This window comes from Desulfobacterales bacterium (assembly GCA_034520365.1).
In the GTDB taxonomy this organism is placed as follows: domain Bacteria; phylum Desulfobacterota; class Desulfobacteria; order Desulfobacterales; family Desulfosalsimonadaceae; genus M55B175.
On sequence record JAXHNP010000007.1, the window covers coordinates 203,548 to 221,628 of the forward strand.

Consider the following 18,081-nt stretch of genomic DNA (forward strand, 5'->3'; position numbering starts at 1 on the left):
ATGGCTGGACTTGCTGTCAATGTTGATCATATTGCCACCCTGCGGCAGGCGCGGGGGGCGGATTACCCCGACCCGGTGGCTGCCGCGGTGCTGGCGGAGCTTGGCGGGGCGGACGGAATCGTGGTGCACTTGCGCGAAGACCGACGCCACATTCAGGACCGGGATCTGTATCTATTAAAAAAGACGGTGCTCTCAAGACTGATCCTTGAGATGGCGGCAACCGATGAAATGCTCTCCATTGCAGGCGATGTCCGGCCCGACCTGGTCACCCTGGTGCCGGAAAAGCGCGAAGAGCTGACCACTGAAGGCGGCCTGGATGCCGTCACCCTGGCGGACACGGTGGCCAACGCCATTGACATCCTGCATCGGGAATCCATTCCGGTAAGCCTTTTCATTGATCCGGATGCCAACCAGATCCACCAGGCCCGGGCCCTGAATGCGGACATGGTTGAAATCCATACCGGCCGGTTCTGCGATGCGAAATCGCCGGATGAAAAAAATGACGCCTTCGCCGATATCGTGGAAGCGGCCAAAACCGCCGGCGAACTGAATTTGGGTGTCAATGCCGGCCACGGCATCTGCTACAACACCATCAAGGCGTTCAAGGGCTTAACCGAAATCGATGAATTCAGCATCGGCCACAGCATCGTGGCCCGCGCCGCCCTGGTTGGAATGGAAAAGGCGGTGCGCGAGATGCGGGAGTTGATTAAATGGACTTATTAACCGCCGATGAAATGCGCGAAATGGATCGGCAGACCATTGAATCGTTCGGCCTGCCGGGCCGGATTTTGATGGAAAACGCCGGACAGGGCGCCACCCGGGTATTGATGACCCGATATCCGGACATTGCCTCATACGCCGTGGGCGTGGTCGCCGGCCGGGGCAACAACGGGGGCGACGGATTTGTGATCGCCCGCTGCCTCTACCAGCACGGGGTGGATGTCAGGGTCTACCTGTTATCGAAAAGCGTCAAACTCCAGGGGGATGCGGCTGAAAACTTCCATCTCCTGACCGCACTCGGCGTGCCGGTTGCTGAAATACCGGACGAAGAATCATTTGCCCGGCACCGAAACGAAATGGCCCACAGGCAGATCTGGGTGGACGCCATCCTCGGCACAGGCTTAAATTCAGATGTCCGGGGCTTTTTTAAAACAGTCATCGAATTTATCAACAGCACCCGGCGGCCGGTTTTTTCCGTGGACATCCCGTCCGGGCTGCACACCGACACCGGCCGCCCCTGCGGCGTCTGTATTGCCGCCGTTTTAACGGCCACATTTGGGTTTGCCAAAATCGGCCATATCCAGCTCCCGGGCGCGGAATATACGGGGGAGCTGCACGTAATTGACATCGGCATTCCCCCTTATATCGCCCGGGAGACCAATCCCCGGCAGCACCTCATCACCCCGGCGGATATCCGCCAAAAGATAGAGCCCCGGCCGACTGACATGCATAAAGGCGGCACCGGCCACCTCCTGATTGTGGCGGGCGCGCCCGGCAAAACCGGTGCAGCGGCCATGAGCGCCTTATCCGCCATGCGCGCCGGCGCCGGCCTGGTGACCCTGGGCGTGCCCGAGAGTTTAAACCCGGTGATCGAGCCCCAGGTCCTGGAGCCCATGACCATCGGTCTTCAGGAAACCCCGGCCGGCGCCTTAAGCGATGATGCGGCGGATACCATCCTTGATCTGCTATCGGATAAACGGTGCCTGGCCCTGGGCCCGGGCATGGGCACGGATCCGGCCACCGCCCGCCTGGTGCATCGGCTGATTCAGGAAAGCCCGGTTCCGGTGGTGGTGGATGCGGACGGGCTGAACAACCTGGCCCTTGAACCGGAAATACTTATAAACGCCCACTCACCGGTGATTTTAACCCCGCATCCCGGGGAGATGGCCCGACTGACCAAGCAGACGCCAAAGGATGTGCAGGCGGACCGCGTGGGCTGTGCCCGCTGGTTTGCCGAATCCTACAAAGTCCACCTGGTGTTAAAAGGCGCCCGAACCGTAATTGCCGCTCCGGACGGCCATATCCATATCAACCCCGCCGGCAACCCGGGCATGGCCTCCGGCGGCATGGGCGATGTGTTGACCGGGCTGATCAGCGGGTTGGTCTGCCAGGGGTATGCGCCGGAGACGGCCGCGCAGATCGGGGTTTTTGTCCACGGGGCGGCCGCGGATGACCTTGCCGACACTATGGGCCCTTTCGGCTATTTGGCCTCGGATGTAATGAACCAGCTCCCCATGACAATAAAACACCTGATGGGTGAGGCGCCCTTGCCCGAGGCGTATACCTGCCGGATGCCCATAAATGCCTGATGGCATTTATGGCGAAATCCAATATCCAGACTGTCAACGCCTATGCACCTGACTATCCATACCGCTTCACCGGAAGAAACCCGCGGCCTGGGGGCTTACTTTGGCAATGCCCTGGATGCGCCGGCAATCATCGGTTTAACCGGCGATCTCGGCTGCGGGAAAACCGTCTTTGTCCAGGGCCTGGCAAAGGGACTGGCCGTGCCCGAGCGCTACCCGGTGACCAGCCCAACTTATACCTTTATCAATGAATATCCGGGCCGGCTGCCCCTTTTTCATGTGGACCTCTACCGGCTTATCAGCGCAGATGACTTAACCGATATCGGGTTTGACGATGCTGCCGGGGCCGGCGGAGTAATGGTTATCGAATGGGCGGACCGGCTGCCGGAAGGCGTTTTATCAATGGATATAGCCGTCGCCATTGCCATGACAGGAGATGACACCCGGCGTTTTCAGGTTTTTTTCTATGGACGGCCGCCGGCTAATTTGATACGAGGGCTCAAAACCAAATTTAATGTGGATGAGGAATAACTATGGGACTCATTGTACAGAAATACGGCGGCACCTCGGTGGGCAATGTGGACCGGATCCGCAATGTGGCCCGGCGGATTGCAAAAACCCATGATCAGGGAAATGATGTGGTAGTCATCCTCTCGGCCATGAGCGGAGTGACGGATCAGCTGATACAGACGGCTGAGGAAATATCGAAAAACCCCGACAAGCGAGAACTGGATGTCCTTCTGGCCACCGGCGAGCAGACCACGGTGGCCTTGATGGCCATGACCCTGATTGAACTGGGCTATAAAGCGCATTCCCTGCTGGGCTATCAGGCGGAAATCCTGACGGACAGCAAGGCCAGCAAGGCCCGGATCCTGGATATCGGCGCCCATCGCATCAAAGAATTACTAAACGAGAAAAACATCGTTATCGTGGCCGGCTTTCAGGGGGCAGACGCCAAAGGCGACATCACCACCCTGGGCAGAGGCGGCTCAGACACCTCGGCCGTGGCCGTGGCTGCGGCTATAAAAGCGGACCAATGCGAAATATATACGGATGTTGACGGGATCTATACAGCTGACCCCAATATATGCCAGAAAGCCCGCAAGCTTGACCGGATTGCCTATGATGAAATGCTTGAAATGGCAAGCCTCGGCGCTAAAGTGCTGCAGATCCGGTCCGTGGAGTTCGCCAAAAAATACAACGTCCCGATTCACGTGCGATCATCGTTTCATGAGGAGGAAGGTACCATGGTGGTCAATGAAGAAGCGAATATGGAACAGGTTCTGGTTTCCGGGGTCACCCACAACAAAAACGAGGCCCGGATCACCCTGCGAAAAGTCCCGGATAAGCCCGGCATCGCCTCCCGGATCTTAAACCCGGTATCAGCCGCGGGCATCGGGGTGGATATGATTATCCAGAACACCCGGTCCGGCAACATGACGGACCTGACATTTACGGTGGCCAAAGGCGACTATCAGGCGGCCATGGAAATCTCCCAGAAAACCGCCAAAGAAATCGAGGCCGAAGAGGTGCTGGGCGATGAAAACATCGCCAAAGTATCGGTGATCGGGGTGGGTATGCGGAGCCATTCCGGGGTGGCTTCGAAAATGTTTGCTACCCTGGCTGATGAGAACATCAATATCCTGATGATCAGCACCTCGGAAATCCGCATCTCCTGCGTGATCGAGGAAAAATATACGGAACTTGCGGTCCGCGCCCTGCACACCGTTTTTGGCCTGGATGGCACGGAATAGTGCTGCCGCTAAAACATTTTAAGCCTGACCAGATGCTGGTGGCCCTCTGCCTGGCGGCGGTAATTGCAGGAATTATTATTTATCGGCTGGTGGCGATGTAACTATCATCCGATCGCGGCGGCGATTTCATCGCCGATCCGCCGGGCGGCTCGTGCCGGGTCCGCTGCATCCCGGATCGGCCGGCCGATGACAAGATAATCCGACCCCCGCGAAATGGCCTCTGCCGGGGTGACGATCCGCTTCTGATCATCGCCGGCGGTCTTTTCCCAGCCGGGCCGAATGCCCGGGGTAATGGCCAGAAAATCCCTGCCCAACTGGGATTTAATCTCCGCCACCTCTGTGCCGGCGCACACAACGCCCGCACATCCCGCAGCCCTGGCCCGCTCTGCGCGATGGCGCACCAGCTGAAACACGTCCTGCGCATATTCGGGCAGAAAACCGGCATCTGCAATATCTTCACCGGAAACACTGGTTAATACCGTCACACCCAACACTTTTACCCGATTGCCGGCCCCGCTTACCGCCGCCTCAAGCATCCGCCGGCTCTCGCCGCAGTGGACCGTGGCAAAATCGACATGGTGTTCGGCAACCCGGGACATGGCCCGCTCCACTGTGGCCGGAATATCATGGAGTTTCAAATCCAGAAAAACCGCGGCATCACTGTTATCCCGGATCATAGAAATCACCTGCGGCCCGCATTGAATAAAAAGCTCAAGCCCGATCTTGAACATGCCCACGCTGCCCGATAACTGCCGCACGTAATCCTCAGCCGCTGCCAGGCTCGTCACATCCAGGGGAAACACCAGATAATCTTTGGGCTGCCGCACAAGAACCTCCGATTCAGTGTTCAGTGTTCAGTGTTCAGTGCTAAGGATTCACCCAATACCCAATACCTAATACCTAATACCTAATACCTAACATAAAAACCTATTGAAAACTATTATTCTGAAATGATATGAAATTATAATCAATTTGGCAAGGACAACTGACACGGTAAATTTGTTCTATCTATTTTTCAGGCGGGCACGGTGGCCCGCCCTACGCGACAATGCCGACATTTTGTAGGGTCGGCCACCGTGCCGACCGCACATGCGAGAAACCCCATGGTTATGGGGTTGTTCGCCAGAACAAATTCACCGTGGGAGAACTGACCATTTCAAGACCTGAACGCATTTCGGATCACCGGCATTGATACGGGCGGGCATGGGCAACCCCAAAAAATCGGCTATCAGCGAATCCCAACAAAATCTGCTCCGGCAGCTGCCCGGCGTGGACGCGGTTCTTGATATTATTTCCCAAAAAGGCTTGTTCCCGGATACCCCCAGACGGGTTGTTACCCGGGCAGTGCGCGAGGCCATCAGCCGGCTCCGTGATGAAATCCTTTCCCGGCCGAAAAAATTCAGCAGCGACCGCTTATCCGAAGACGCCATTCTTAAAAAAGTCCATGCGGCTGTAGAATCCGCCATGGCGCTCAATCTTAACCGCCTGATCAATGCCACCGGCGTGGTTGTTCATACCAACCTCGGCCGCTCCCTTTTATCAGAAGCGGCGCTCGCGCAGATGCAGACCGTGGCGAGCCGGTATTCCAACCTGGAGTTTGAGCTTTCCACCGGCAAACGCGGCACCCGGTATTCTGCGGTCGAAGACCTGATCTGTGAAATAAGCGGGGCTGAGTCGGCCATGGTGGTAAACAACAATGCCGCGGCCGTGCTGCTGAGCCTGGACACCCTCGCCCGCACAAAAGAGGTCATCGTCTCCCGGGGCGAACTGGTGGAAATCGGCGGCTCCTTCCGCATTCCGGATGTAATGGCCAAAAGCGGGGCCATATTAAACGAGGTGGGCACCACCAACCGCACGCATCTCTTTGACTACCAAACCGCCATATCAGACCATACCGGCCTGCTCCTAAAAGTCCATACCAGCAATTTCAGCATTGTGGGATTTACCAAAGCGGTCAGCCTGGCCGAGCTGGTCGAACTGGGGGCCAAACATGACCTGCCGGTGATGGAGGACCTCGGCTCAGGCACATTCATCGACTTTTCCGGCTACGGGCTGATGAAAGAGCCAACCGTACAGGAGTCCGTGGCTGCGGGCATCGATATTGTCACCTTCAGCGGCGACAAACTTCTGGGCGGGCCGCAGGCGGGGATTATTGCCGGGAAAAAACCGATTCTCGACCGGATCAAAAAAAATCCCTTAACCCGGGCCCTTAGAATCGACAAGCTGACCCTTGCCGCCCTTGAAAGTACGCTTCGGGCTTACCGGGACGAATACCGGGCCGTTCAGGACATTCCCACGCTTCGGATGATCACCGCTTCAATCACGGATGTGGAAAAAAAGGCCGGTCAATTAAAAACCATGCTGGAGACAAAAACCCAGGACCGCATTCAGCTTGAAGTGATCTCCGCTGTTTCCCGGGCCGGCGGTGGGTCGCTGCCCCTTCTGGAGCTGCCCAGCAAATGCTTAGCCGTTCGCGCGCCCGGGATTTCGGCCGAAACCCTGGGCACCCGCCTGCGAGGGCACTCGCCCCCGGTTATTGTTCGGATCGAAGACGACCGGATCCTGTTGGATATGCGCACAGTTCAAACCGATGAACTTGAAACCATAGCCACCGCTATCACTGAAATCCTAAATGAGGCCGAACATGACCAATCTGACTGAAGAAAAGGATCTGCCATCGCAATTTCTTTTGGCCAAATCAGAGAGCGAACCTGCGCCTGAAACTGCCTTACCGGCGGATATATCCCTTGCCGCCCTCCAGTCCGAGTTTTCCGAGATTTTGCAGGAAGCGGACTTCTTTGAAAAGAGCATGGCGCATATGGCGGAGGCGAACCGCTTCGGGGCGCTGCTGCTCCAGATCGACGACATGGCGGACCGGTTAAACCCCAATGAACTATTGATCGCCCTGATGCGCCAGACAGACCATGTATCCCGGGAATCCGGCGGATTATGGGGACTGATGGACAATTTTCAGGTGGGGATCGTGCTGCCGGAAACGGATGAGGCCGCGTGCAAAAAGGCCGCAGAGCGCATCAAAACCGCATTCGCCAGACAAACCGGAAAGACCCTGACCGCCGGCATCGCTGTCTATCCCACCATCTCCTATGATAAATCCCGGATTCTGGAAAATGCAAAAAAAGCCGTCGTGCATGCCGAATTCTTCGGGCCGGACAGCTGTGTGCCGTTCGATGCGGTGAGCTTAAATATCAGCGGGGATCAGTATTATCAAAAGGGCGATATTGCCGGCGCCATGCAGGAATATAACCTGGCCCTGCTTCTGGACCACGGGGATGTAAATGTGCACAACAGCCTGGGGGTCTGCTACGGCGTTAAAGGGGAACTCGACGAGGCCCTTTCCGCATTTAAAACCGCCATGCGGCTTGATCCCAAGGAGATCATGCCGATTTACAATGCCGGGTATGTATATCTTTTAAAAAAGGAATACGCCCCTGCCCTGGAGCATTTTCAAAAGGCGGAAAAAATTGATCCGGAAGTTTTTGAGCTTGCTTTCCAAACCGGCCGGGCCTATCTGAACACCGATGCCCCGCAGACCGCTGTCAAATATCTGGAAACCGCCACCCGCTTAAATCCGAAAGCGTGCAGCGCTTTTCGGCTCCTGGGCGACTGCTACCACTTGCTGGATCGGCTAAGCGATGCGGTAAACGCCTATAAATCGGCATTAAAACTCAATTCTGAGGACGCCTGCACCCTTTCCGCACTGGGCTTTATCTATGAGATACAGGGCCAGAATGCCGATATTGCCCTGATGTTCTGCCGCCGGAGCAGCCAGCTTGAACCGGATAACGGATTATTCCGGCATCGACTGGCCCGGATCTATTATAACCGCCGGCAATTGGACGAGGCCCTGGAGGAATTCCAAAAAGCCCAGGATCTGGGATATGACTCCGCCTATTACATTGAACAGACCATGAAACATTTAAGGGCGGCCCAATGAAACAAATCATTGACAGAACACTGGAGAAAAGTATTGCGGTTAAAACCGAATTTATCAGAAATAACAGCGATCTTATTATTCAATGCGCCGAACGGATCGCCGCATGCCTTGCATCCGGCCACAAACTGCTGATATTCGGAAACGGCGGAAGCGCCGCGGACGCCCAGCACATGGCCGCGGAATTCGTGAACCGCTTTGAGATTGACCGGCCGCCGCTGGCCGCCATTGCGCTCAGCACTGACACCTCGATTTTAACCAGCATCGGCAATGATTTCAGCTTTGACGAGGTTTTCGTCAAACAGATCGAGGCGCTGGGCAAAAAGGATGATATCGCACTTGGCATCAGCACCAGCGGAAACTCCGGAAATGTTGTGGCAGCGCTTATGCGTGCCCGGGAAAAGGGGCTTGCCACCATGGGCCTGGCCGGCAAAAACGGCGGGACTATGGCCGCAGAATGCGATCACCTGCTCTGCGTGGCCACCGGCGCCACCGCGCGCATCCAGGAAACCCACATTACGACAATCCACATGCTCTGCGATCTGGTGGATCGGCTGCTGTTTCCCGAAAAATGCTGACTATTTGCTTATCAAAAAAGGCCGATTCCGTTAAGTGATTTTAAAGGCACTGAGGCCCTAATGCATTAAAGCACTGAAGCGCGGTAAATTTGTTCTATCTAATTTTCAGGCGGGCACGGTGGCCCGCCCTACGAATGGGGAAAAATCCGATCCATCGTAGGGTCGGCCACCGTGCCGACCTTATATGCCTGATTTCATTAACCTTACACCTTATCTTCTGATTCATACTCGTACGCGTACTCGTGCTCATAATCGGCTTTTAATTTTTTTGAATACGAGTACGAGTACGAGAATCGTCCCGCTTGCGCGGAACTGAGTACGATAATTTCCTTAAAGGAAAGATTTAAAGGATGCCATACGATTTCACCCCGCTCAAACTGAAAGGTCTCACCACCTACTCCCTGGCTGACCGGAAAAGCAAGGTCAGCCGGAAGGATTTTGCCAGTCCTTGGCAGAAGGGCAAAAGCTATGCTGACTTTCTTAATACGCTGCCGGACATCTTAGGCAGCAGAGACCTTAAATCCGTTATTCACGCCGTGGCAGCCGCTCATAAAAATCAAAAGGTGGTTCTAGCGGGCATGGGCGCGCATGTGATCAAAGTGGGGCTGAACCCGATTATCATCGATCTTTTAAAGCGCAACGTCCTTACCGGAATTGCCATGAACGGGGCGGGGATTATCCATGATTTTGAACTGGCCTTTGCCGGCAAGACCTCAGAGGATGTGGCCGCTGCATTGGGCGACGGCAGTTTCGGTATGGCCAAGGAAACCTGCGAACATCTGGGGGCGGCCATTCGCCTGGCGGCAGACGAGAATATCGGGCTTGGCGAAGCGGTTGGCCGATACATCAACCAAAACGGATTTCCCTATGCGGACCAGAGCCTGCTGGCTGCCGCCGAGCGGCTTAAAAAACCCGCCACCGTGCATGTGGCCATCGGCACGGACATCATCCACATGCACCCCTCGTTTGACCCGGAAGCGGCCGGAAAGGCCACCCATCATGACTTCCGGCTGTTTGCGGCGATTGTGGCCGAACTATCCCAGGGCGTCTATTTTAATATCGGCTCTGCGGTGATCATGCCGGAAATCTTTTTAAAAGCCGTCAGCCTGGTGCGGAATCTGGGCCATGCGGTGTCTGATCTCACCACGGTGAACATGGATTTCATCCGCCACTATCGCCCCATGACCAATGTGGTCAACCGGCCGACCGCGGATCACGGCCGGGGCATCAATCTGGTGGGCCACCACGAAATCCTGCTCCCGCTGATTGCGGCAGGGATCATTGAGCATATTTAACAACCGCGGCATAGCATGTTTTCACCCCCATGATGCCACGGTGAATTTGTTCTGGCGAACAACCCCATAACCATGGGGTTGTTCGCATGTAAGGTCGGCATTGTCGCGTAGGGCGGGCCACCGTGCCCGCCTGAAAAATAAATAGAACAAATTTACCGTGCCCATGATGCTTATTCTATTTACAATCTGGTAAAATTTAGATAAGAAATGGCGTTTTATAGTAAGGAGATATAAAGATGCCTATTTATGAATATGCCTGCGAAAAATGCGACAAAAAATTTGAAACCCTGATCCGGGGCAATGAACAGGCCGCCTGCCCGGAATGCGGCTCAGTATCCGTCAAGCGGCTGCTGTCTGCCTGCGGCTTTGTCAGCAAAGGCAGCGGCGGGGAGACGGTGAGCTCATCCGCCGGCACTTCCTGCTCCGGATGTGCTGCCTCATCCTGCTCCAGCTGCGGCGTATGACGGCTGAAACCATTCGCATCGGCACCCGCGGCAGCCAGCTTGCTCTTTGGCAGGCCAATTGGGTTAAATCAAAACTGGAAGGGCTTTACCCGGAGCTCCGAATCGATCTCGAGGTGATTAAAACCAGCGGCGACAAGATCCTGGATGTACCCCTGGCCAAGGTCGGCGGCAAGGGGCTTTTTGTCAAGGAAATCGAGCAGGCCCTGATGGAGGGCCGGATTGACATCGCGGTCCACAGCATGAAGGATATGCCCGGGGATCTGCCGGATTCGCTTTGCATCGGGGTAATCCCGGAGCGTGAGGTGCCCTATGATGTGCTGATATCGCAGGGCGACAAGCCGATCAACGAACTGCCGGCTGGGGCGCGCGTCGGTACCAGCAGCCTGCGGCGGGCCTCACAGCTCCTATACATGCGGCCGGATATTGAGATCTTCCCCCTGCGCGGCAACCTGGATACACGGATCAAGAAACTGACCGCTGAAAACCTGGATGCCATTATCCTGGCAGGCGCAGGCGTTAAACGGCTAAACCTTGAGCACGTGATTTCCGAATATATTGATCCGGACATCATTCTGCCGGCGGTCGGCCAGGGGGCGCTTTGCATCGAGGTGCGAAAAGCGGACCCGCCGGTTCATGAACTCATCGCTCCCTTAGACCATACCGCCACCAACCGGATTGTCAAAAGCGAACGGGCGTTTCTGAAACGCCTGGAAGGCGGATGCCAGGTGCCCATGGCCGCATTCGGCCGGATTCATGCCGACACATTAACACTGGCCGGCATGGTGGCGGAAACCGACGGCTCCGTCATGCACTATCAAACCATCTCCGGGCCGATCGAGCAGTCAGAGGCCATCGGCCACGACCTGGCCGGCCGGCTGATTGACATGGGGGCGGATCAAATCCTCGCCCGGTTAAGTGAAGAGGCACATCCATAATGAAAGGCAGCGTCTATCTGGTGGGCGCCGGCCCAGGGGACCCCGGCCTGATTACCCTGAAGGGCATCGAGGCGATCAAAGCCGCAGATGTCATCGTCTACGACTATCTGGCATCCGAAAGCCTCTTAAATTATGCCGGGGAATCGGCCGAACTTATCTACGCGGGCAAAAAAGGCGGGGATCATACGCTCACCCAGACCGAAATCAACCGGCTGATCGTGGCCCGGGCGCTTTCGGGCAGTACCGTCACCCGGCTGAAAGGCGGAGATCCCTTTGTTTTCGGCCGAGGCGGCGAGGAAATCGAAGAACTGATCGAGGCGGGCCTATCATTTACCATCGTCCCGGGGGTGACATCCGCCATTGCCGCCCCGGCCTATGCGGGCATTCCCCTGACCCATCGGAAATACGCCTCCACGGTCACCTTTATTACCGGCCACGAGGACCCGGGCAAAAAAACCTCCACCATTAACTGGGCCGCGCTGGCCGGCACGCAGGGGACCCTGGTCTTTTTAATGGGGGTTAAAAATTTGGCCCATATAACCCGCCGGCTCATTGAAAACGGAATGCCCCCTGAGACACCGGCGGGCCTTGTCCGCTGGGGCACCACCCCATCCCAGGAGACGGTGACCGGCACGCTTGATACGATCGTCGACAATGTCGAAGCCGCAGGGCTTAAGCCGCCCTGCATTATCGTCGTGGGGGATGTGGTTACCCTGCGGGATAAAATGCAGTGGTTTGAGACCCGCCCGCTATTCGGCAAACGGATTGTGGTGACCCGGGCCAGAAAGCAGGCCAGCGACATGGTATCCCGGCTGTCGGCACTTGGTGCCGACTGTTTGGAATTTCCGGCCATCAAAATTATGCCGCCGGAGGATTTTCAATCGCTGGATGCAGCCATTGCGAATTTGTCTGAATACAACTGGCTGATATTTACCAGCGTCAACGGGGTAGAGATGTTTTTTGACCGGCTGTTTGCCAATCAAAAGGACGCCCGCGCCCTGGGCCATATCCGGACCGCATCCATCGGACCGGCCACCGCGGAGCGGCTCCTTGGCTACGGGGTCTCCAGCGACATCATCCCGGAAAGCTACCACGCGGAATCCGTGGTTGAAGCATTTAAAAATATTCCGGTGAAGGAGGCCCGCGTGCTGCTTCCCCGGGCCGCGGAAGCCCGGCCGGTTCTGCCTGAGGAACTTGCCAAAATGGGCGCCCGGGTGGATGAGATAATCACGTATCACACCGTATTGGCAGATGACAAGCAGGCCGGGCTGATTGAGGCGCTTTCCGCAAAAAATGTGGATATGATCACCTTTACCAGCTCCTCCACAGTGACCAATTTCAAGTCCCTGCTGCCGGCGGAGCGGTTTGACGAACTTGTAAGTGGCGTCGCCATTGCGGCCATCGGCCCGATCACCGCGGACACCGCCCGGAAAAACGGTTTCTTCGTTGATCTGGAGGCTGAAAAATACACCATCCCCGGCCTATGTGATGCCATATGCCGGTATTTTTCCTCTTCTCAAGTATATTGACCGGGATCTGTGGTTTGGTGTATAAATTAAGGCATGAATACACGTAACCGTTCCGGCCCCCAAAATTTCCAGATGGATGAAATCCTCAAACAGCTGCCGGGGTTTGAGGCCCGATCCGGGGGGCGGTCATTATGGAGGGCGAAAAGCTGGGCCGCTTAAACTATTACTCCGAAGGCATTATCCGGGCAGAAATTGAATGCACAATTCCGGCCACCGGCAACTGGGAGCAGCGATACAAGCCCAATGCCCTCCTGATACTAAACGAGGTCATCAATGAAATTCTGGCCATGAATCTGCCCCAGCGGCCGCGCTCCCGGGTGACGGAACTGATCGTACGCCCCTTATTTTCTCTTTTTTTCCGGAGCTTACGCAGATCCTGCAGCCGCTTTCCGGTGAGTATGCCGGATATCGGGATCTTTTTGAAAAAATCCCGTTTCCCATCGGCTATGGCGTGGAAACGAGCATGATTTTGGATATTTACGAGAAATGGGGACTGGACGTCATGGCCCAGGTGGACCTGGACCGGCGGGTGCACCGCAACCAGGACACCACTGCCCTGGGCCGGATGCCCTTTGTGATTTTAAACACCTTTTTAAACCGGATTGAAAAACTGGGCCATATTGATCTGACCAAACCGATTTTTAAAGAAATGATTCAGTATAAACGGGTCGCCGGGGAGTATCAGCCGCAAATTTTCCGTATCGAGGGCCATGAGCGCCCCCCTATGATCACAATCCCCGAGTACCGTGAAAAATTTCAAAAAACCCCCCAGCCCGAAGGCTAAACATGAAAGTGGCAAACACCGCCCTGATCGATCGGTATAAACGGCAGCTCAATTATCTGCGGATCTCCATTACGGATCGCTGCAACCTCAAGTGCCTTTATTGCATGCCGAGCGGGCCGGGCCATAAAATGGATCAGGAAGAAATCCTACGGTATGAGGAGATCCTTCGGATCGTGCGGATCGGCATCCGGTTAGGAATTTCAAAAGTCCGGATAACCGGGGGGGAGCCCCTGGTGCGCACGGACTGCTGCGATTTTCTGGAGACTCTGGCAAAACTCCGCGGATTAAATGATATATCGCTGACCACGAACGGGGTGCTGCTTTCTGACTATATTGACCGGATCGTCTCCGCCGGGATCAAACGCGTAAACATCAGCCTGGACACCCTGGACCGACAAAAATATGCGGAGATCACCGGTGTGGATGCCTTTGACCGCGTCTGGGCGGGTATTCAAGCCGCCTATGAAAAGGGCATGCATCCGATAAAAATCAACGTGGTGGCTCTAAACGGAATTAATGACGATGAACTGGCAGATCTTGCCGCCCTCTCCTTTCAACGCCCCTTTCACATCCGATTTATTGAATACATGCCCATCGGGCAAACCCGGCAGTGTGATAAGGCGCCGCTGCTCTACCCCGACATCCGGACCCGGATCGAGAAACTGGGCGAACTCCTGCCGGTTGCCCGGCAGCCCAATGACGGGCCGGCCATGCGCTACAAGTTCAACGGCGCCATCGGGGAAATCGGGTTTATCAGCGCCGTCAGCCACCATTTCTGTGAGCAATGCAACCGACTGCGGCTCACCGCGGACGGCCGCATCCGCTCCTGCCTGCTTTCCGACATTCATGAAGATATTAAAACACCGCTTCGAAACGGCCGCCTGGACACGGATCTGGCCGATGTATTTTTCCGGGCGGTCAGGCGAAAGCCTTTTCAGCATGCGGTCAGGCTTGATCCAAACGCCATCAGCGGCGAGATGATCAGTATCGGCGGATAGCACCAAAACCTTTTTTGCCCGCCTATTCGAACCCATCCATAGACCCAGTGATTTCAAGCGATTCATCAATTGCCAGACGAAAAAACTGATTGACAGCTCAATCAGTCGGGGTTATTTATAAACCTTATTCACTTTAAGGGCACTGAGGCAGGGTAAATTTGTTTTATCTATTTTTCAGGCGGGCACGGTGGCCCGCCCTACGCGACAATGCCGACATTTTGTAGGGTCGGCCACCGTGCCGACCTTACATGCTTGATTTCACTGACCTTACACCTTATACCCGATACCTTAAACCGTCAAGTTACCTGGAAAGCCGCCGCACCCGGAAGGCCAAACTATTGAGCCGGAAACAAGCCATAATCAAAACCGCCACGCAACTATTTGCCGAAAACGGATTCTTCCGGACATCGACCGTTGATATTGCCGAATCCGCCGGGGTGGCGCATGGGACCTTATTTTATCATTTTAAAAATAAAGAGGGGATTATTTATGAAATCTTCCGGCTGGCCGGTGACACCTATGTGTCTGAACTGCAGGCGGCAGTCGGTCGGCATCGGATCGGGCTGGAAAAGATTGAAGCGGTTCTGCGGTTTAATACCGCATTCAGCCGGTCCCATTCCAAACAGCTGCTGATTTTTCTCCGCGATTTTCCGGAAGAGCTGGCCTCAAAAGAGAGCCGACTCAAAGCGCTGGTGAAATCGGTCGGAGAGCAGGTCATTGAAATCATAGAACAATGCCTTGAAACCGGCATCGCGGACGGCAGTGTAGCCACATCCAATATCCAGAACACCGCCCATATTTTAAACGGCCTGACCTTCGGTCTGATGCACATGAATCTGTTGAGTCCGCTGGAGATTCCGGAGCTGGCGGACAGTTTGCAGGAATTCTGCCGCAAGGCGCTCGCACCTGAAAATGATTCCGTCAAACCCAATCAATCAAAATAATAAGGGGAGAGCATGGCTTTAATGCATAAGACAATCTGCCGGGCCGGCACATGCCTGATACTTTTCATGCTGCTGACCGGCCAGGCCTGGGCTGAAAAGAAAGCGCAAAAAACGCCCTTTACACTGGAGCAGGCCTACCAAACCGCGCTGCAAAAAAATGAGCAGGTGGCCATTTCAGAGCAACAGCTGGTCCAGGAAAAGCAGGATATCAAAGTGGCCACATCCAACCTTTATCCCCAACTGTCCGCGGAGGCCGGCTACACCCGCCAGAAGGTGACCGATTTCTCCGTTGGCGGCACCTCTCTGGGAAGCTTTGGCGCCCCCCGGGATTACGGGACCCTGACATTAAAACTGGAGCAGCACATTTATCAGTGGGGTAAGGTCTGGTCCGGCCGAAAGATTGCCGAATACTATTTTGAGAGCTCCAAATTCCGCCATATTCGCCGGGTGAAAGAAATTCTCTTTAATGTCAGCACCCGTTACTATGAAGTTTTACTGGGCCGGCGGGCCATTGAAATCGCGGAAAGCGCATTGGAGCGGGCTGAAAAGCAGCTGTCCCAGGCAAAAGCCAGATTTGAGGTGGGGGTCCTGACCCAGACCGACGTGCTGCGGGCGCAGGTTCAGCTGGCCTCCTCCCAGGAGCACCTGGAACGGGCGAAAAACCAGTATGATATCGCCCTGGAAAACCTGGCTTTAGAGATCGGGCTGGAAAACGTGCCGGGCGAACTCATTGAACCGTCTGAAAAAACATTCACGCCGGCGGCTATGACCGACTTATATAAGACCGCACTCACGCATAGAAAGGATCTTCAGCAGGCGGAAGAGGAAGTGCGGGTGGCAGAGAAGCGGGTGGATTTCGAACAGGCGGACTATTTTCCCAACATCAGCGTGGAGGGCACATACACGCAGACCGATGAATCGGAGCTGTTTTACGGCGAATATGACGACTGGCAGGCCACCCTGAAGCTGTCCTATCCCCTGTTTACCGGCTGGCGGACCACCGCAGAGGTGGATAAGGCCAAATCCGGGCTCACCCAGGCCAACGAGGCGATGAGCCGACTGAAAAAGGAAATCCGCAACCAGGTGCGAAGCGTTTATCTGGATATCCGCACTCAGAAAAAAGTAATTCAGCAACTCGAGGAACAGGTCAAGGCGGCCAGGCGGAATTATCAGCAGGTCACCGCCCAGTTCGAACAGGGTCTGGTGACCGCGGTGGACCAGGTGGATGCGTTTACCGCATTAAACGAGGCGGAAAACCGGCTGGCCCAGGCCTATTATTCATATCAGCTTGGCCAGATCCGGCTTGAGCTGGCCACGGGGACATTTCAGACCGATTTAGCGGCAAAGGAGCTGCCTGATGACAAGACCTACTAAGTTTTTGAAAATCCAATTTAAAAAAGCAATTGGGCCGGCATTAGCGGTACCTGCCGGAAAACATCCGGCAGTCGGCCATATAATAGCCAAACCCCTCCTTGCCTGCATAACCGTCCTGGTTCTTATCACCTGGATGCCTGCTGCTGCGGCAGCCGCGGACAAGGATTGCGTGCCGGTTCAAACCACAACGGTTGAAGCGATGGATCTTGAGCGAAAGGTTCGGGCCATCGGTACCCTGGAGGCCATTCAGCAGGTCATGATCCGGCCGGAAGTCAATGCCACTGTCGAGGCGGTTCACTTCGAGGAGGGCAGCCGGGTGGACAAGGGAGAACTGCTTTTCTCCATGGATGATGATAAAATTAAAGACCGGCTGCAGGGGCAGCTGGCAGCCCTTGAAGAAGCCAAGGCGAATCTTGAAAACGCCAAGCTTGTCTACGACCGCCGCCTGCGTTTATACAAACAGGACTTGGGCACGGAGGAATCCCGGGATGAAGCCCGGGCCCGGTACAAGGCGCTTCTGGCAAGGGTGGATCGGCTTCAAGCGGAAATCGAAGGCATTGAAGAAACTCTGTCGGATACGCGAATCAAGGCTCCGTTTGCCGGCTTCATCGGTGAGCGATTCGTGGATCCGGGCGAATGGGTGGATGTGGGCACCCAGCTGGCCCCGCTGGTGGAAACCGACCGCCTTAAAATTGCCTTCACCATCCCGGAAAGATATCTGGGCCAGGCCAGGCCCGGCCAAACCATCAGGCTGACCGCCCCGGCATTTCCGGACAAAGCATTCGCGGGCGAAGTCTATTTCGTAAGTCCCATCATCCGGCAGGACACCCGCAGCCTCATGGTCAAAGCCTACATGGAAAACCCGAAGCGCATGTTGGCGCCCGGCGGGTTTGCCTCGGTTGATCTGATTGTGGATACATTAAAACAACGGCCGGTGGTCCCGGAAGAGGCCCTGGTCCCCACCCGGACCGGCTACATGGTCTATATCGTCGAATCGGATAAGGCGGTTGGCCGGGATGTTGACATCGGCCTTCGCCAGCCCGGCATCGTGGAGATCACAAAAGGCGCCGAACCCGGGGATACGATCATTCAATCCGGGCACATCGCGGTCAGTGAAGGCGATACAGTCTGCGAGAAAAATTGAAATAGAGATCAAGATGCGAAACGA

General features: G+C 55.6%; 18 protein-coding genes. 17 read left to right on the plus strand and 1 reads right to left on the minus strand.

Annotated elements, in window-relative coordinates; genetic code table 11:
- Genes U5L07_15145 through U5L07_15160 form a run of 4 tightly spaced genes read left to right on the plus strand, consistent with a single transcriptional unit; the run spans window position 1 to window position 4,060 of the window.
- Window positions 1–723, plus strand: coding sequence for a pyridoxine 5'-phosphate synthase (locus U5L07_15145; GenBank protein ID MDZ7833083.1), 723 nt, complete (start codon window positions 1–3; stop codon window positions 721–723).
- A complete protein-coding gene (locus tag U5L07_15150; GenBank protein ID MDZ7833084.1) occupies window positions 711–2,309 on the plus strand; it encodes an NAD(P)H-hydrate dehydratase in 1,599 nt (532 codons plus the stop codon). Before U5L07_15145 ends, U5L07_15150 begins: the two co-directional genes overlap by 13 nt.
- A 42-nt stretch (window positions 2,310–2,351) precedes the next feature.
- Window positions 2,352–2,837: a tRNA (adenosine(37)-N6)-threonylcarbamoyltransferase complex ATPase subunit type 1 TsaE gene (gene tsaE / locus U5L07_15155; GenBank protein MDZ7833085.1), complete on the plus strand. Its 486-nt coding sequence runs from the start codon at window positions 2,352–2,354 to the stop codon at window positions 2,835–2,837.
- 2 nt (window positions 2,838–2,839) lie between these two features.
- A complete protein-coding gene (locus U5L07_15160) occupies window positions 2,840–4,060 on the plus strand; it encodes an aspartate kinase (GenBank protein MDZ7833086.1) in 1,221 nt (406 codons plus the stop codon).
- Window positions 4,061–4,164: 104 nt separating this feature from the next.
- Here U5L07_15160 and pyrF read toward each other — a convergent pair whose 3' ends face one another.
- The gene (gene pyrF, locus U5L07_15165; GenBank protein ID MDZ7833087.1) at window positions 4,165–4,887 is read right to left on the minus strand and encodes an orotidine-5'-phosphate decarboxylase; all 723 of its coding nucleotides are present in this window, start codon (window positions 4,885–4,887) and stop codon (window positions 4,165–4,167) included.
- Window positions 4,888–5,248: 361 nt separating this feature from the next.
- Here pyrF and selA point away from each other — a divergent pair, with 361 nt between their 5' ends.
- From selA to U5L07_15230, 13 genes are all read left to right on the plus strand, one after another.
- Window positions 5,249–6,721, plus strand: coding sequence for an L-seryl-tRNA(Sec) selenium transferase (selA, locus tag U5L07_15170; GenBank protein MDZ7833088.1), 1,473 nt, complete (start codon window positions 5,249–5,251; stop codon window positions 6,719–6,721).
- On the plus strand, window positions 6,705–8,015 hold the full coding sequence (locus U5L07_15175; GenBank protein ID MDZ7833089.1) for a tetratricopeptide repeat protein: 1,311 nt from the start codon (window positions 6,705–6,707) through the stop codon (window positions 8,013–8,015). Before selA ends, U5L07_15175 begins: the two co-directional genes overlap by 17 nt.
- Window positions 8,012–8,590: a D-sedoheptulose 7-phosphate isomerase gene (locus U5L07_15180; protein MDZ7833090.1), complete on the plus strand. Its 579-nt coding sequence runs from the start codon at window positions 8,012–8,014 to the stop codon at window positions 8,588–8,590. The genes U5L07_15175 and U5L07_15180 overlap by 4 nt, the downstream gene beginning before the upstream one ends.
- Window positions 8,591–8,940: 350 nt before the next feature.
- Window positions 8,941–9,885 carry a hypothetical protein gene (locus U5L07_15185; GenBank protein MDZ7833091.1) on the plus strand — a complete coding sequence of 315 codons (945 nt, stop codon included), beginning with the start codon at window positions 8,941–8,943 and terminating at the stop codon, window positions 9,883–9,885.
- Window positions 9,886–10,121: 236 nt separating this feature from the next.
- Complete coding sequence (locus U5L07_15190; GenBank protein ID MDZ7833092.1) at window positions 10,122–10,349, plus strand: zinc ribbon domain-containing protein; 228 nt, start codon at window positions 10,122–10,124, stop codon at window positions 10,347–10,349.
- The gene (hemC, locus tag U5L07_15195; GenBank protein ID MDZ7833093.1) at window positions 10,346–11,284 is read left to right on the plus strand and encodes a hydroxymethylbilane synthase; all 939 of its coding nucleotides are present in this window, start codon (window positions 10,346–10,348) and stop codon (window positions 11,282–11,284) included. Before U5L07_15190 ends, hemC begins: the two co-directional genes overlap by 4 nt.
- A complete protein-coding gene (cobA, locus tag U5L07_15200) occupies window positions 11,284–12,813 on the plus strand; it encodes a uroporphyrinogen-III C-methyltransferase (protein ID MDZ7833094.1) in 1,530 nt (509 codons plus the stop codon). Before hemC ends, cobA begins: the two co-directional genes overlap by 1 nt.
- Before the next feature lie 131 nt (window positions 12,814–12,944).
- A complete protein-coding gene (locus U5L07_15205) occupies window positions 12,945–13,280 on the plus strand; it encodes a hypothetical protein (GenBank protein MDZ7833095.1) in 336 nt (111 codons plus the stop codon).
- Complete coding sequence (locus U5L07_15210; protein MDZ7833096.1) at window positions 13,277–13,597, plus strand: hypothetical protein; 321 nt, start codon at window positions 13,277–13,279, stop codon at window positions 13,595–13,597. The genes U5L07_15205 and U5L07_15210 overlap by 4 nt, the downstream gene beginning before the upstream one ends.
- 2 nt (window positions 13,598–13,599) lie before the next feature.
- Window positions 13,600–14,595 carry a GTP 3',8-cyclase MoaA gene (gene moaA, locus U5L07_15215; GenBank protein MDZ7833097.1) on the plus strand — a complete coding sequence of 332 codons (996 nt, stop codon included), beginning with the start codon at window positions 13,600–13,602 and terminating at the stop codon, window positions 14,593–14,595.
- 338 nt (window positions 14,596–14,933) lie between these two features.
- Window positions 14,934–15,539 (plus strand): TetR/AcrR family transcriptional regulator, encoded by a 606-nt coding sequence (locus U5L07_15220; protein ID MDZ7833098.1) that lies wholly within the window; start codon window positions 14,934–14,936, stop codon window positions 15,537–15,539.
- Between the two features lie 21 nt (window positions 15,540–15,560).
- A complete protein-coding gene (locus U5L07_15225; protein MDZ7833099.1) occupies window positions 15,561–16,913 on the plus strand; it encodes a TolC family protein in 1,353 nt (450 codons plus the stop codon).
- Window positions 16,897–18,057, plus strand: a complete 1,161-nt coding sequence (locus U5L07_15230; GenBank protein MDZ7833100.1) for an efflux RND transporter periplasmic adaptor subunit — start codon at window positions 16,897–16,899, stop codon at window positions 18,055–18,057. Before U5L07_15225 ends, U5L07_15230 begins: the two co-directional genes overlap by 17 nt.
- Window positions 18,058–18,081 lie beyond the last annotated feature (24 nt).